This window comes from Tsukamurella sp. II2bb (assembly GCF_057815145.1).
This window is the reverse complement of record NZ_JBYPZI010000003.1, coordinates 297,782-312,424: the sequence shown is the minus strand read 5'-3', so window position 1 is coordinate 312,424 and position 14,643 is coordinate 297,782. Positions and strand designations below refer to the sequence as shown.

Genomic DNA, 14,643 nt, shown 5'->3' with positions numbered 1-14,643 from the left:
CTCTCAGAGAGATTCCCGATCCCATGATCCACTTCAGTTCCTATCCCGCCGTCGAGATCCCCGGGTCGACCGTCTACGACTACCTCTTCGCCGGTCTCAGCACGGAGGACGCCGCGCGGGTCGCTCTCACCGACGGTGCGACGACGCTCACCTACGGCGAACTCCGCAGCCTCATCGACGCCTTCGCCGGCGCACTCGCCGTACGCGGCGTGTCGCAGGGCGACGTCGTCGCGCTGCACGCTCCCAACAGTCCCGCGTTCGTCATCGCCTTCCACGGGATCCTGCGCGCGGGCGCGACCGCGACCACCCTCAACGCCCTCTACTCCCCGTCGGAGATCGCGAGCCAGCTCCGGGACTCCGGCGCGCGGACCTACGTCACCGTTGCGGGACTGCTACCCGTCGCGATCGTGGGGGCCGCGGAGGCGGGCCTGGATGCCGGCCACATCATCGTCCTCGACCGCGGTGCCGCCGACGCCGGTGCCGGCGATCACGAGTCGCTGGCCGATCTGCTGGTGGAGAACCGCGTTCCACCGGAGATCGACCTCGACCCGGCATCCGCGCTCGCCGTGCTGCCGTACTCCTCCGGGACCACCGGTAAGGCCAAGGGGGTCATGCTGACCCACACGAACCTGGTCGCCAACCTCGCCCAGCTTGCGCCGGTGCTCAAGCAGACGCCGGAGACCACCGTCCTCGCCGTCCTGCCGCTGTTCCACATCTACGGCATGAACGTGATCATGAACCTGGCACTCCGGAACCGGGCGAAGCTGGTCACGATGCCGAGGTTCGACCTCACCGGCTTCCTCACAGTGATCGCCCGCGAGCGAGTGAACCTGCTGTTCATCGCACCCCCGATCGCCGTCGCGCTGGCCAAACACCCCGCCGCAGCCGACGCCGACCTCTCTTCGGTCGACACGATCGTCTCCGGTGCGGCACCGATGAGCGAATCCCTCGGGAGCGCCCTGCGCGCCCGCATCTCAGCCCGATTGCTTCAGGGATTCGGTATGACCGAACTCAGCCCCGTCTCGCACATCACGCCCTGGGACGACGACCACATGTCGGTCGGCTCCATCGGCACCGCAATCCCGAACATCGAATTCCGCAGTGTCGATGTCGAAACCGGCGAAGACATCGAGATCCTCCCTGGTGCCGAACGCACCGAGCCCGGCGAGATGTGGGTCCGCGGACCAGGCGTGATGGCAGGCTACCTCGCCAACCCTGAGGCGACCGCGGCCACGATCACCACCGACGGCTGGCTCCGCACCGGCGACATCATCGAGATCGGCCGCAGTGGCGAAGTCTACGTCGTGGACCGGCTCAAGGAGTTGATCAAGTACAAGGGCTACCAGGTACCGCCGGCCGAGCTTGAGGCCCTCCTGCTCACGCATCCCGCGGTGGCGGACGCCGCGGTCGTCGCGCACCCCGACGAGGACGCCGGCGAGATCCCCCGCGCATTCGTGGTGCTGCAACCCGATTCGAGCGCGAGCCAGGAGGAGCTGATCGAGTTCGTCGCGGCCCGCGTCGCGCCGCACAAGCGGATCCGCCTCGTCGACTTCATCGCCGAGGTGCCGAAGGCTGCGTCAGGCAAGATCCTCCGCAAGGACCTCCGCTGCCTGCCAAGCAGGTAGCCCACACCGCTGCAGTAGCGGGGTTGCGATCCTGCCCCACCGCCCTTCCTCGAAAATCAGTTCGTCGAGGGAAGGCCGGTCCGGCTCGGTCGCAGCTTGCAGTTACTTCGGCTTGCCCCTCTCGATGTACGAGACATCGTTGACCGATTCCAGCGTGTAGGTCCCCTTCGAGTACTTCAGAATCGAGACAGAAGCGTTCTTCAGGCCACCATCGGGCTTCGTGAAGCCCGGCACCAGCGTCTCGAACAATGCGGTGATGCTGAGACCATGAGAAACGACGAGAACGTTACCTTGCCCCTTCCGTGCCTCCTTCCTTGCGATCTCGCCGACGCTCGCTTTCATCCTCTCGGTGATCTGCGAGTAGTTCTCAGCTGGCCAGTTCTTCGCCGATTCCGGGTTCTCCTTATCCAGCGCGGCGATGCCGTCGGCGAGCGCCTTCGGGGTGACCGTCTTCTCGTAGTCCTCGGGACTCTGCCCGGTGCCCGCTCGTTGCGCCAGGACCGCGTAGACATCGCGGCTCGGATCACCCTCGAAGGTTCCGAAGTTGAACTCACGCAGCCGGGCATCGCTCTCCAGCGGCACCGCGCTGGAGAGCGCATTCTGGGCGAGCAGCACCTTCGCGGTCTGCACGGCGCGCCCGCTGTCGCTGCTGTAGGCCGCCTGGAACCTCACTCCAGTCAGGCCGCGGCCCGCCGCCGTGACCACGGCCTCGCCGTCCGGGGTCAGCACCGCGTCCGACCAGCCCTGCGCCCGGTGCGTGGTGTTGAGCATGGTTCGTCCATGACGCACGATGTACAGCGTCACCGAGTCCGCTGCCGCAGCGCCACTGCTCGATGGACTCGTCGCCGAGTCGTTCGCGCCACAACCGGTCAGGACCAGTGCGACGGAAACCACCGCCGCGCCGAACTTCCGCACCATCGCCTTCTCTTTTCATTCGCGCTCAATTGGTGGTCGGGCGTGATCGCAGCAGATCATCATCCGGTCCGACCGCGCCCGCGGACCAACCTCGCATCGCGATTAATACCCGTCAACGGACATAAATCAGAAATTCTGGCGCAGGGTCTGACCTGGACGCGGTGGGCGGAGCGTGGGGGTCGGGAACGTGCGGGTTACGTACGCCATCCGGCAGCGATCAGGTCGTCGAATCCCGACGCCAGCACCAGCCCCGTCGCTCCCAGTGCGGACGCCGCCCGGCCGAGCCGAGCTGATCTGATCGGAATGTCGGTGTGCATCGGGAGAGCGGCCGCGCGGTGCCCGGCCGTAATGGCCTCGCGAAGAGGTTCGCCGAACGCGAGCAGGGCACCGTCGAGCACGATGCACTGCGGGTCGAAGGCGTTGCAGAGGGTACCGAGCGCCCGGCCCGCTTCGATCCCCGCGGTGACGATGACCTCGCGGCAGTCGCGATCGCCGTCGCGGGTCAATCGGACGGCGTCGGCGAACGACAGATCACGGCCGTGTCGCGCCGACATCGAGCCCAGCACGGCCGGCAGGCCGATCGACGCCTCGAGGCATCCCCGGTTTCCGCACCGGCACCGTCGGCCCCCTCCGTCCCCGCTCAGATGCCCGAACTCCCCCGCCGCCCCGCGCTGACCGCGGACGACGGTGCCGTCGAGCATGAGCGCCCCGCCCACGCCGGAGTGCAGCTTGAGGTAGACCATCGACTCCTCGTCCATTGCGGAGCCCCACAACTTCTCGGCGTACGCCGCGAGATTCGACTCGTTGTCAACGAACAGAGGATGCGGGATCCTCTGCCGGAAGCTATCGAGGATCGGGGCGCCGGCCCAGCCCGGGAGGATGCTCGACCGGGTCAGCACCATCGCGGACCGGTCCACCGGCCCTGGAAGGGCGATACCGATGCCGACCACGGGACCGATCGCCGACGCCTTCAGTCGCTCGACCAGCTCTGCGGCCGCGTCGACGGCGATATCGACGGAGTAGTCCATCGGTAGCTCGATCTCCCGCGCTGCGAGCGTGTTGTGCGCGGCGTCCACCGCGGCCCCGCGGATGTGCCGCATGCCGAAGTCCAGGCCGATTGAGGTGGCGGAACGCGGATTGACCGCGAGCAGCGTCTGCGGGCGGCCGCGCCCCTTCGGCGCGGTGTGCTGCTCCACCACGATGCGCGCATCCAACAGGTCCCCGACTGCGCGGGCCAGCGTCGACCGTCCCACCTTCAGCCGGTCGGCGAGGACCTTGCGGTCCACCGGCCCGATGCGGGCGAGAGTGTCGACGACGTTCTTCGTCATCCTGCGATCGATCCCGACAAGTTCCCGGTCGATATCCCGCTCAGCGGGCCCGTCCTGCTCCACGGCGTTCATTCTGCCCCAGCGAATATTGACCGTTGACGGACAGATTTCGGTCGACTGTCGTAGCCCCACACGTCATCCGTGAAAGGAGATCTCGTGGCACACTCTTCCACCAAGATCCCGGGGAAGGTCCTGGGAATCTCGGTCACCGCCGCAGTGGGCGGCTTCCTCTTCGGCTTCGATTCGTCCGTCATCAACGGCGCCGTCGACGCCCTCAGCGGCGAAGAAGCAGGCTTCGGGCTGAGCGCCGCGATGACGGGCGCCGCGGTGTCGTCGGCCCTTCTCGGTTGCATGCTCGGCGCGATATTCGCCGGTCGCGCCGCGGACCGGTACGGCCGGGTCCGGGTGATGGTCGTCTCGGCGATCCTGTTCGCCGTCTCGTCCGTGCTATCGGGCCTCGCGATCGGGGTCTACGACCTCATCCTCTGGCGGATCGTCGCGGGGCTGGGCATCGGCATCGCCTCGGTCGTGGTCCCGACGTACATCGCGGAGGTCGCTCCGGCCGCCGCCCGTGGCCGGCTCGGCTCGCTACAGCAGTTGGCTATTGCGTTCGGCCTGTTCGGCGCGTTCGTCTCGGACGCGACCATCGCGGCGATAGCAGGTTCTCCGGAGGCCGACTGGTTGCTCGGTCTGTCGGCGTGGCGCTGGATGCTGATCGCCGGCGTGTTTCCGGCCGTGCTCTACGGCCTGCTGGCGATGCGACTGCCGGAATCGCCCCGCTACCTGGTGGCAGTCGGCCGGCCCGACGATGCCCGCCGGATCCTGGCCGACGCCGTCGCGGACCCGGATCCCACCGGAAAGCTCAACGAGATCGAGGCGTCGCTGGCGGGTGACCAGCGCCCCAGCTTCGCCGACGTGCGCGGGTCGGCCGTCGGACTCAAGCCCGTTGTATGGGTGGCGATCGCGTTGGCGTTCTTCCAGCAGACCACCGGTATCAACGTCATTCTGTACTACGGCACCACTTTGTGGAATGCGGTCGGCTTCGAGTCCGGAGTGGCACTGATCATCCCTGTCGGGACCTCGATTCTGGGCATCATCATGACATTCGTCGCCATCGCCGTGGTCGACCGCGTCGGCCGTCGGCCCATGCTGCTCGTCGGGTCCGCGGGAATGGCGATCAGTCTCGTGGTGGTCGCGGTGGCCTTCGCTCAGGGGACGCCCGGCAGCACCAGCGGCGCGGAGCTGCCGCTGCAGTGGGGCATTGTCGGGCTGATCGCGGCGCACGTCTTCTACATCTTCTTCTGCGGGACCTGGGGCCCGGTGATGTGGGTCTACCTCGGTGAGATGTTCCCCAATCGGATCCGGGGCGCGGGCATGGCCATCGCGGTTCCTGTGAACTGGATCGCGAACTTCCTGGTCACCCTGCTGTTCCCGATCCTCATCAAGAGCATCGGCTTGAGCCTGACCTACGGCGCGTTCGCGCTGTGCACGGCGGCTTCGTTCGTGTTCGTCCTCCGTATGGTCACCGAGACCCGTGGGCGCGAGCTGGAGGAGATGACCAGTGACGCCCGATGATCTGGTCGCGGGAGACGTGGTCGTACGAACACGGACAGGCGCGGTCCGCGGCGCGGTGCGGCGCGGCTCGACCGCCTTCTACGGGATCCCGTACGCGACGGCGCCCGCGGGACCGGCGATGTTCCTACCGCCGACCCGCCCGGAACCGTGGAGCGGGGTCCGGGACGCGCGGGTCCCGGGGCCCACCGCGCAGCATCGAGGCTTCGCCGATGGAACGATCCCAGAGCCGTCGATCCCCGGCGATGACATCCTGACGGTCAACGTCTTCACTCCGGAGCCGTCGGCGTCAGGTGAACTTCCGGTCCTGGTCTGGATCCACGGCGGCGCCTACATCGCCGGATCGCCGATCAGCCCGTGGTATGACGGCGGTGCCTTCAACCGGCAAGGGATCGTTGTCGTCACCGTGGGCTACCGGCTCGGTGTGGCCGGCTTCGGACAGGTGGAGGGGGCACCGTCGAACCGCGGCGTACGCGATTGGCTGGCCGCGCTGGCGTGGGTGCAGGAGAACATCGAGTCGTTCGGGGGTGATCCCCGCCGGGTCACCATCGGAGGCCAGTCCGCCGGCGGCGGCGCGGTGCTCACCCTGCTCGGGATCGACGGCATCGACGAGCTGGCCCACCGGGCGATCGCGATGTCACCGGTGGTCGCCCTCACCGATCCAGTCGACGCGGCCACCACCATGGGCGAGATAGGCGAACTGCTCAGGGCCGCACCTACCGTCGGATCACTCGGAAGCGTGCCAGCTGCGGCGCTCGCCGACGTGCCGTGGCGGATGTACAACGTCTTCGGCGCCGCACCCGGCCGGGCCGGCATCGGCACCGAGCCCGCCGGGCTTATCCGGGACGTGCTGGGGTCACTGCAGCTCGCCCCCGTATTCGACGGTGACCTCGTGCGGCTGCCGTTGATCGAGGCGCCGCGCTCCGTCGGTGGGAGCCGATTCCCGCTCCTCATCGGTGCCGTGGCCGAGGAGTTCAACGACTTCCTGCCACGATCAGGTGCCCCGCCGACGGCCCCCGAGCATCGGACAGATACCGAGTCGATCGAGCTCCTCAATGTTTCGGCGGGGCGGGCGGAGGACTACCGGCGCGCGCGGGCCGAGCTCGAGGGCTCAGCCCTACTCGGCCAACTCCTCAGCGACCTGCTGATCCGCACGCCGGTGGCAGCGATTGCCGAGGATCGACCGCGGACCTGGGCCTACGATTTCCGATGGCCGGCTGCAGGCGTCGTCAACCCCGGCGCGGCGCACCACTGCCTGGACCTTCCGTTCGCATGGGGAAATACCGACGCGGCCGGTGCCCCACGAGTGACCGGACCCACCCCGCAAGGGCTGGCCGACGACATGCACGACGCGTGGTCACAGTTCATCACGTCCGGCTCGCCGGGCTGGCAGGAGTACGGTCACGCACGATCCGTGCGCCGCATGGACGTCACCTGTGAGACTGTCGTCGACGGCTATCGCGCAGAACGGATTCTTATCCCCGGCCATCCGGTAACCCGGCTGTGAACCCGCACTATCGGCAACGAGAACGCAGCTACCCGGGCGGAGGGGCTGCGGCGTTCGCTCCCCTAAGATTGCGTAGATCTCCGCGTTCACAGCAGAGTCGATCGCGTTAGCAGTGCACCCATGCCGGGGCCTGAGCGACCTGGACCGCCACCCACCGCGGTCGTCCAAGTGTGCGGCGCCCATGACCGGAAACGGTTGCGACCGCGTTGGCCTCTGGGGATGGGTGCGCGGCCAAAACGCCTTCTGACCTGCCAATCCCCCCTGTCAAACCTGTTCAGCGGCCCGCCAGGACCGCCACATGTCCATCACTGACATCGCTGGGTACCGCGTCATCCGCCAAATGGGTGCCGACAGGCATGGGCAAGGTGTTCCGCGTCGAACACTCGGCGACCGCGGCAGGACACGTTGAATTCGCTCGATGCGTCCTGCCGCGGAACGACGACTTCAAGGTTAGATTCCAGTGGGAAGCGGACCTGCTCACGCAGCTAAGGCGACCGCCCGGGATTCTTTTCATTCAAATCAACGGAACTCCATTGTCACGCAACCGTCCAGAATGTTGGACAGTCCGAAATTTCTGCGAAGGTACCGCCGAATGAAATCGACTTGCCATGAATCGCTTTCGACGACGTGAGATCCTCCCTCATCTTGGGGTTGCGACTCACTAGAGAAGCGATGCAACCATACCGCCGTCCAGTACCAGACTGCTTCCGGTGCACCACGACGCCTGGTCTGAAGCGAAGAACGTTACCGCTGCTGCCACCTCTTCAGGCGTGCCGTACCGTCCCTGTTTTTGCGCGATGAAAGGTCCAAATCCGCCCTCGGAAAGCCCTAGGGCGGCTTCGAACCGCGGTGCGGCGGTAGCCACCATTTGAGTATCGATGAATCCGGGGAGTACGGCGTTGACGCGGACCCCGTGGTCGCGGAACTCGATGGCTGCGGTCTCGGTTAGGTTGCGTACCGCTGCCTTAGACGCGGCATACGGTGCGATCAGTGGAGACCCGGAAGTCGCGGTGATTGAGCTGATCGTTACGATCGCCCCGCCGCCGGACTCGATGATCGCGGGGGCCGCATAACGAATGGATAAAAATACTCCGTCGAGATTGACCGCGGTGGTCCGTCGCCAATCGGAAAGAGACATTTCGCTGATCGATTGGACGAACCCGACGCCAGCGTTTGGCACCATGATATGGAGGCCGCCCATGTGTTCCATCGTCTGATCGACAAGCGCTTGGACTTCCGCTTCATTGGTAACGTCTGCAGGAATCGAGATCGCGCCATCGATTGACGCTGCCACAGATTCTGCGGCTTGAGGGTCGATATCAGAAATGACGACTCGGGCTTCTTCCGCTGCAAATCTTCTTGCAATGGCCTCACCGAGACCGTTGCCAGCGCCCGTCACAATTGCCACCTGGCCGCTCAGTGCTTTTGGCATTCTACTCTTTACTTTCCGCCTCAGGCGGGAGATGATTCGATTAGGTGTGGGATTTTATGTACTACGGAGTTGGCACAAAGAAGTACAACAGCGGGCCCCGTTCGCCTGTGTCGATGGCTTCGGTCATGTCCAACGTGCCGTCGCCGAGCGCAGCGCCGAGGCGGGCGGCGGTAACGGCCAAGTCGTCGGTATCGAGTTCGTAGAGGCTCAAGTAGCGGCGTTCCGGGGCGGCTTCCGAGGGAAGAAGCTGCACGTCGGCGTAGCGGTACCGCGACCCTCCGACCACCCCGGCGATACGTTCAATGACCTGCGGGATATGAACTTCGTCATACCATCGGTTGAACTCGTCCTCGAGATCGGCTGACGCGGGGTGGACATGAGCGACCAGAAGAGCCTTGGACATAAGACCTCTTTCGTTTGTGAATCTGGGTGCAAAAACTCGTCACCGGATCGACGGCTCACTCACTCGGGAACCAGCACGATCCGCACCGGATCGTCGATCTTGTTCTCAAGTCGGTGTACCGCCTCGGTGACGTCGGACATCGGCATGACGCGGGAGATGGACGAGGAGAAGTCGATCCGTCCGTTCTCGATGAAACGGACTATCTCCGCGGCATGGTGGGGCGCCGCCCCGTAGTGGCCAAGGATCCGCTTGCCGCTATTCATGAACGTCCAGGTTTCGAAGGCTAACGGCTCGGGGTTGATGCCCACCAGGACCATTCGGCCACCGGGGGCAAGGGCTCCGATCGCCTGGTGCTGCGCCGATGCTGCTCCCGACATGTCCAGGGCGACATCGAGACCGGGGCCCGCTGCACCGGCCAACTCCTCTGCAAAGCCCGGATCGGTCGGGTTCAGCGCATAGTCCGCCCCAGCGATGAGCGCACGTTCCCGAGCAGCGGGCGAGGGATCGATGGCGATAATGGGCACGGCACCGATCATTCGTAGGAGAGATACGGCGTGCACGCCGAGACCCCCGATGCCCCAAACGCCGACGGACTCGGCTGGCCGGACGGCCGCGGTCGAAGAGATCGCGGCCCAGGGCGTCGAGATCGCATCCGGGATAATCGCAGCCTGCTCGAACGGAAGAGAATCTGGGATGGCGACCAGGTCCACGTCGCGGGCTAGCATGTAGTCGGCCCAGCCGCCGTCATAGTCGAATCCGAGCGTGGTGGTGACTCCGCGGGAATCCGTGCGCATGACCTGGCTGAGCACTCGATCACCAACTTGCCAGGAGCCGGCGTTCTCGCCGATCGCGGCGACAACCCCGGAGACCTCGTGGCCCATCGTGATCTCGCCGGACATCGGGTAAGGCAGGCGCAGCGAACCGTCGAGGAAGTGCACGTCAGACAGGCAGACTCCTGCAGCCTTCACTTGGACGAGGACCTCACCCTCGCCAGCTTGCGGAATCGCGACGGATTTGTGTACGAACCTGCCTGATTCGTAGTCCCACCGGTGGGCGGACATCATCTGAGACAAAGCTTCTCCTCATGGGCAGAGAAATCGGGGTACGGCGCGGTACTGTGGCGACTCCCTCACGCCGCCTACTCCGGAGACTGGACTATCGTCACGCGGACATCAATGACGCGACGTGACGGCCATCACATTACTGACCGGAGTGTTGTGGGGGCATGGCCACTGAGACCGAACTTTCCGGGCCTTGTTGTGCCCCGTGCACAATCATTCGGACAAGCGCGTCAGGGTGGCGCAATGAGAACTGCGCCCCCGAGCACGTGCGCTGCCCGCAGCGCCAGTTCGGTGTCGAGCCGGTTGTTCGCGACAGGGCGACCCATCAGTTCTGCGGCCCTGTTTAGTCGATACCGTACTGTGTTACGATGTAGGTTGCCCTTCTCGGCGGCAGCGGCATAGCTGTTGCCGTTGGCGAAGAAGATGTGCAGCGTCTGCCGCAGACGAGCTGTCGCTTCAGTGTCGAATGCGAGCTCACCCAATACCTCGCTCACCCACTCGCGAAGGAGCACAGGGTTGCTCGCTAGCACCGCAAGCACTGGCATCGCTTCGTCTCGGTAGTCGACCACAGTTAGCTGCCGGTTAGTCGACACCAGAGCTACCCGCTTCACGGATTCCGCTTGCGCGTGGCTGGCGCGGAAGCCTTTGACACCGACGCCCTCCGCTCCGCATGCGATCCGCAATCCCGGGTGATTAGCCGCCACCAGTCGGACGCCTTGGTTCGAAGATAATGGCGATGTTGGGCTCGATGGCGATAACCAGATCCATGCAGTGGACTGATCGATCACCATGACCAGGGGACGCGACGATGCTCCCACAGCCTCGGCGAGACCTGTGGCCGCCTGGTCGAGCTCGCGAAGGAGATCCACTCCAGGGGACACCCCCGAGATCCAAATCGTCGCAGCCAGGTGACGCCCGGCCAGGCGATACCGCGTGCGATCGGCAAACAGTGACTCGCTGACGTCATCACCCCGCAGCACACGGGTGACCATTTCGGAGACCAGATTTGCGTTCTGCTCGATCGTATAACGTCGACCTCGTTCGTGGGCTTCCAGAACAGTGCGCGTAATCCAGTCCACATACTGATACATCCACCCCGACAAATGGTGTAGCACCCTCAGTTTATGATCCGGAGAACAGTTTAGCTCGCAGACCTCTTCGAAAATAAAGGCTAGCATGTCGTCAGACCCGAAATGATATGCCCGACGGAGCGAGGCCGCTGGGATGCCCCGTTGCCCCAAACGATTGGCGTATTCGTCCGCCGCGGTGATCGGCTGGATGTTTTCGAAGGCGATGCCGTTGCGCATCATATGCAGGATTGTCGCGATGTTTCCCTCGACGCTGGCATGGAGCATGTCGAGCAGGTCGGGCTGGTTCAGTTCCTCGAGGCCGGCCTCGATCGCGGCGTTCATCGATTGGTTAAGCGTCGCAGCGCGCGCGTGTAGGCGATCGCCGACAACTGCAGATAGCCGAAGGATTTCGTCGGCCTGGTCTGACCCCGGCGTCACGATACGACGTCGGGTGACCTCGCCCTTCATGGTGTTGCCTCCCACGAGGAAGACGAATCGTCGGGAAAGGCCAACCCTGCCGTCCGCAGTGCGGTGCGGGCGGCGTGCCACCCGCACAGGCCATGCGCGCCCGCTCCGGGAGGGGTGGCTGCCGAGCAGAGGTATACGCCCTTCACTCCTGTGCGGTACGGGTTCCATGCGGCCCGCGGTCGTAGAATCAATTGTCGGCCAGAGTTTGCACCGGTCGTGATATCGCCGCCGCGGTAGTTCGGATTGGCGGACGCGATTGCAGCAGTGGATCGAATAGTCATCGCCTCGATTCGCTTGTCGAATCCAGGGGCAAAGCGTTCGATCTGCGCAATGACTGCCGCGCGAGCGTCCCCTTGGAAGCCATGGGGGACGTGTGCGTAGGCATCGATCGGATGGAGATCACCTGCCGATCGGGTTGGATCGGCGAGATACTGCTGTCCGACCAAGACGAACGGCGAGGTCGGCATTCGACCGCGCCAGAGAGCGTGTTCGCCCGCGACGACCTCATCGAAGTCGCCAGCCGCATGCACGGTACCGGCGCGTCTGGCCGGTCGATAGCTCCATGGAATCCCACCCCGAACCGCAAATGCCACCTGAAACGCCCCAGGGCCATGACGGTACCGCTGATAGGCCCGCTCGATCCGGGCAGGTTGGTGTCCATGCAGAATTCCGGCTGCGGCGGCCGGCGATGTATCGAGCATGATGATGTCTGCCCGACCTAGTTCTGCGAGTGATGTGACCACTGTCGATGTCTCGATCCGGCCGCCCAACGCAATCAACATGGCTGCTGTCGCTTTGCTGATCGTTGCAGACCCTCCTTGTGCAACCGGCCATCCGTAACGGTGCGCGGCGGTACCTAGTGCGGTGCCAACTGCCGACGACAACAGCGTCGAAAGCGGATAGAACGCGTGCGCTGCGACCCCACCCCATAGCGCTGCAGCTTCGGGCGTCCGAAAGAGACGCCCCACTGTTGCGGCAGGGGTGCCGGCGCGAAGACCGAAATGCGCCAGGGCGATCGGATGGCGCGGCAGGTGCAGCGCGGGCTGAAGAAATTCTTCCGCAATGACATCGAACCGCTTGACCAAAGGACCGAACAGCCTCGCATAACGGCGCCCATCATGTCCTAAGAAATCCGCTGTCCGCTCTATTGAGCGGTATACGGCTCCGCCCCTCGCGCCGTCGAGCGGATGTGCGTACTGCACATCCGGCCATCGCCAGGTCAGACCGTGGGCGGTCAGGTCGAACGTTCGAATGAATGCGTTATCTACGGCAAGCGGGTGAAACCCGGAGCATTCGTCGTGTATCAGGCCCTCAACGGTCGCGGCCGTCGACCTGGTTCCACCGCCTACGCTGTCAGCGGATTCAAGAACCGTGACTCTGACGCCGGCGGCGGCAAGGGTGAGGGCGGCAGCGAGCCCGTTCGGCCCGCTGCCAACCACGACCGCGTCCGTCATCCGCCCAGCCTACGGCTATTTGCAGCGGCAGGGGCGTCTCCCGCGTAGGCCGTCCCATCAGAGGGGGCAGTGTAGCCCGGTCGGGTCCAGGTCACGGTATGCGGAATCGGGCCATTCGGTAGCCACGGAAGTTCCTCAGTGGCGTCTTTCACTACGTACGTGCCGGTCTCAACGACGCCCAATGCCGCGTCTATCACCCGATACTCGGCGTAGTTCTTATGGATGGGCTGGGACTCAGTCCACGTGATGACTACCTCGCCGGGGGCGAAGTTGCAACGTTCCTGCACCGCGGCGATCGTGCGCTCGTCGTGCAGGTGCGCGTCACCGAACTGCCAGCCGATGATCGTCGTACAGACAAACTCGCCCTCGCGGATCACGTAATTCTCCAAGTCGTCGGTGTGCCGCATCATGAGCGAGACCAGGGCGCGGCCCTGGCTGTGCATCGTGCGCCAGGCCATCGCCTTCTGCATGAAGATCTCGCCGACCTCCTCGCCGTACGCCGCAGCCAGCTGATCGATCTGGTTGAGGTTGGACTTGATGAGGTGCTGGTTCAACTTCTCTTCGGCCGCGCGTCCACGGAATGCCCAGGTCGACGATGCCCAGTTGCCGGCGTATTGACGCATCGAAGGTAGGAAGGACACCAGATCGGGTCGCAAGTTGCCCACCACCGGAAAGGCTGCGGCCATGATAATCGCGATGATCAGCCACGGAGTGGACATATCGCCGAGCGCCCATCCGCTGCCAGCAAAATGATTCCAAAATAGGAACCATGCCGAGAAAATGAAGAACACATTCCACTCCAGCGGAACGGCTAGGGGGAAGGTTGATATGATGAAAATGTGGAAACCAATCATGCCGATCAACGCTGCCAGCGTAAGCCACTTGTTGGAGGAAAATAGAAGAATCGCAGGCAGTGCAAGCTCAATAATGGTGCCAGGTAGATGTGCCATAACGCCAGCCAGATGTGAAGCTCGCAGATCCTCAGGGAAGTCGCGGTAGAGGCTCCGCTTGATTCGGGTTGAGGTGAGCCACGGCGTATTGGAGGTCATCGCGGCTACAACCGGCGAGAAGTGACGCCCGAACTTGGAGATACCGGCACCGAACCAACTCGCAAAAATGAGATCTTCGCCGCAACGATCATATCGACAAGCGACCCCGCAGCTGCGAAGACAAAAATGGTGGCCAAGTATTGCTCTGAACGGGCCGCGAGGAAAACCGTCTTGTCCCGCAGACCCATTAGGATAATCAATCCGACATAGGAGAACATCGCCCATTGCGGCGGAAGTCCAGCCGAGTCACTCGCCCGCGGGGCCGATACCCCGGGGTGGGCAACCAAGAATACGAGGTTCGCAAGGATCATTACGTAGACGGCAACATCCCAATACTGCCGCGTGTTGCCGCGGGTCAACGGCACCTTGCCTGGCCATGGGGGAACTCGGATTGTTCCGGGCCGCAGCCAGTAGAGACAGCCGCCGATGAAAGGCGAGAATTTGAACGACAACGGTCCTGAGGACGAGGCGAGGCCCAAAACCTCGAACAGCACCGTCCAGGCCATCAACTTGATGTACACGATGGGCTGCGTCCACCAGGCAGCGAAGTCACCGAAACCACCAATAGCAGGGGTTGTGAGCCCTACGGCCATGAGGCCGAATGCGACATAAAACGCCATTTTGTACACGTATAGAAGATTTAGCTTCTTCGGCCCGCCGAAGCCGTACTCCGCCCAGTGGATGGCGAGGATCTTCATCCTCTGCATGAATGGAATAGAGCCGAACGTTGCTGGATCAACGGGAGGCATCGATGCCGTA

Annotated in this window: 10 protein-coding genes and 1 pseudogene; 3 read left to right on the top strand and 8 right to left on the bottom strand. The window is 64.2% G+C overall.

Translation table 11 applies throughout. From position 1 onward, the window contains the following. Nucleotides 1–23 precede the first annotated feature (23 nt). The gene (locus AC21LY_RS09960) at nucleotides 24–1,625 is read left to right on the top strand and encodes an AMP-binding protein (protein ID WP_489046300.1); all 1,602 of its coding nucleotides are present in this window, start codon (nucleotides 24–26) and stop codon (nucleotides 1,623–1,625) included. A 102-nt stretch (nucleotides 1,626–1,727) separates the two neighbouring features. On the opposite strand, the gene AC21LY_RS09955 is transcribed toward AC21LY_RS09960, so the two are convergent. Continuing rightward, nucleotides 1,728–2,543, bottom strand: coding sequence for a histidine phosphatase family protein (locus AC21LY_RS09955; protein ID WP_489046298.1), 816 nt, complete (start codon nucleotides 2,541–2,543; stop codon nucleotides 1,728–1,730). Between the two features lie 191 nt (nucleotides 2,544–2,734). Further along, nucleotides 2,735–3,931, bottom strand: coding sequence for an ROK family protein (locus tag AC21LY_RS09950; protein WP_489046297.1), 1,197 nt, complete (start codon nucleotides 3,929–3,931; stop codon nucleotides 2,735–2,737). Nucleotides 3,932–4,024: 93 nt separating this feature from the next. On the opposite strand from AC21LY_RS09950, the gene AC21LY_RS09945 reads away from it, so the two are divergent. Next, nucleotides 4,025–5,443: a sugar porter family MFS transporter gene (locus AC21LY_RS09945; protein ID WP_489046296.1), complete on the top strand. Its 1,419-nt coding sequence runs from the start codon at nucleotides 4,025–4,027 to the stop codon at nucleotides 5,441–5,443. Further along, the gene (locus tag AC21LY_RS09940; protein ID WP_489046295.1) at nucleotides 5,430–6,947 is read left to right on the top strand and encodes a carboxylesterase/lipase family protein; all 1,518 of its coding nucleotides are present in this window, start codon (nucleotides 5,430–5,432) and stop codon (nucleotides 6,945–6,947) included. Before AC21LY_RS09945 ends, AC21LY_RS09940 begins: the two co-directional genes overlap by 14 nt. A gap of 661 nt (nucleotides 6,948–7,608) precedes the next feature. Here the strand turns inward: AC21LY_RS09940 and AC21LY_RS09935 are convergent. From AC21LY_RS09935 to AC21LY_RS09910, 6 genes and pseudogenes are all read right to left on the bottom strand, one after another. Continuing rightward, nucleotides 7,609–8,379: a glucose 1-dehydrogenase gene (locus AC21LY_RS09935; protein ID WP_489046294.1), complete on the bottom strand. Its 771-nt coding sequence runs from the start codon at nucleotides 8,377–8,379 to the stop codon at nucleotides 7,609–7,611. Between the two features lie 61 nt (nucleotides 8,380–8,440). Then, entirely contained in the window at nucleotides 8,441–8,782 is a 342-nt protein-coding gene (locus AC21LY_RS09930; protein WP_489046293.1) for a hypothetical protein, read from the bottom strand. Between the two features lie 59 nt (nucleotides 8,783–8,841). Continuing rightward, nucleotides 8,842–9,846, bottom strand: coding sequence for a zinc-binding dehydrogenase (locus AC21LY_RS09925; RefSeq protein WP_489046449.1), 1,005 nt, complete (start codon nucleotides 9,844–9,846; stop codon nucleotides 8,842–8,844). A 227-nt stretch (nucleotides 9,847–10,073) separates the two neighbouring features. Next, a complete protein-coding gene (locus tag AC21LY_RS09920; protein ID WP_489046292.1) occupies nucleotides 10,074–11,396 on the bottom strand; it encodes a PucR family transcriptional regulator in 1,323 nt (440 codons plus the stop codon). Beyond that, nucleotides 11,378–12,835: a phytoene desaturase family protein gene (locus tag AC21LY_RS09915; RefSeq protein ID WP_489046291.1), complete on the bottom strand. Its 1,458-nt coding sequence runs from the start codon at nucleotides 12,833–12,835 to the stop codon at nucleotides 11,378–11,380. The genes AC21LY_RS09920 and AC21LY_RS09915 overlap by 19 nt, the downstream gene beginning before the upstream one ends. Next, nucleotides 12,832–14,591: pseudogene (locus AC21LY_RS09910) on the bottom strand (DUF3556 domain-containing protein). Before AC21LY_RS09910 ends, AC21LY_RS09915 begins: the two are co-directional and overlap by 4 nt. Between the last annotated feature and the right edge of the window lie 52 nt (nucleotides 14,592–14,643).

Coding starts and splice junctions, on each gene's coding strand:
- AC21LY_RS09925 (WP_489046449.1), bottom strand. CDS start 9,846: ATGATGTCCGCCCACCGGTGGGACTACGAATCAGGCAGGTTCGTACAC.
- AC21LY_RS09930 (WP_489046293.1), bottom strand. CDS start 8,782: ATGTCCAAGGCTCTTCTGGTCGCTCATGTCCACCCCGCGTCAGCCGAT.
- AC21LY_RS09935 (WP_489046294.1), bottom strand. CDS start 8,379: ATGCCAAAAGCACTGAGCGGCCAGGTGGCAATTGTGACGGGCGCTGGC.
- AC21LY_RS09915 (WP_489046291.1), bottom strand. CDS start 12,835: ATGACGGACGCGGTCGTGGTTGGCAGCGGGCCGAACGGGCTCGCTGCC.
- AC21LY_RS09955 (WP_489046298.1), bottom strand. CDS start 2,543: ATGGTGCGGAAGTTCGGCGCGGCGGTGGTTTCCGTCGCACTGGTCCTG.
- AC21LY_RS09960 (WP_489046300.1), top strand. CDS start 24: ATGATCCACTTCAGTTCCTATCCCGCCGTCGAGATCCCCGGGTCGACC.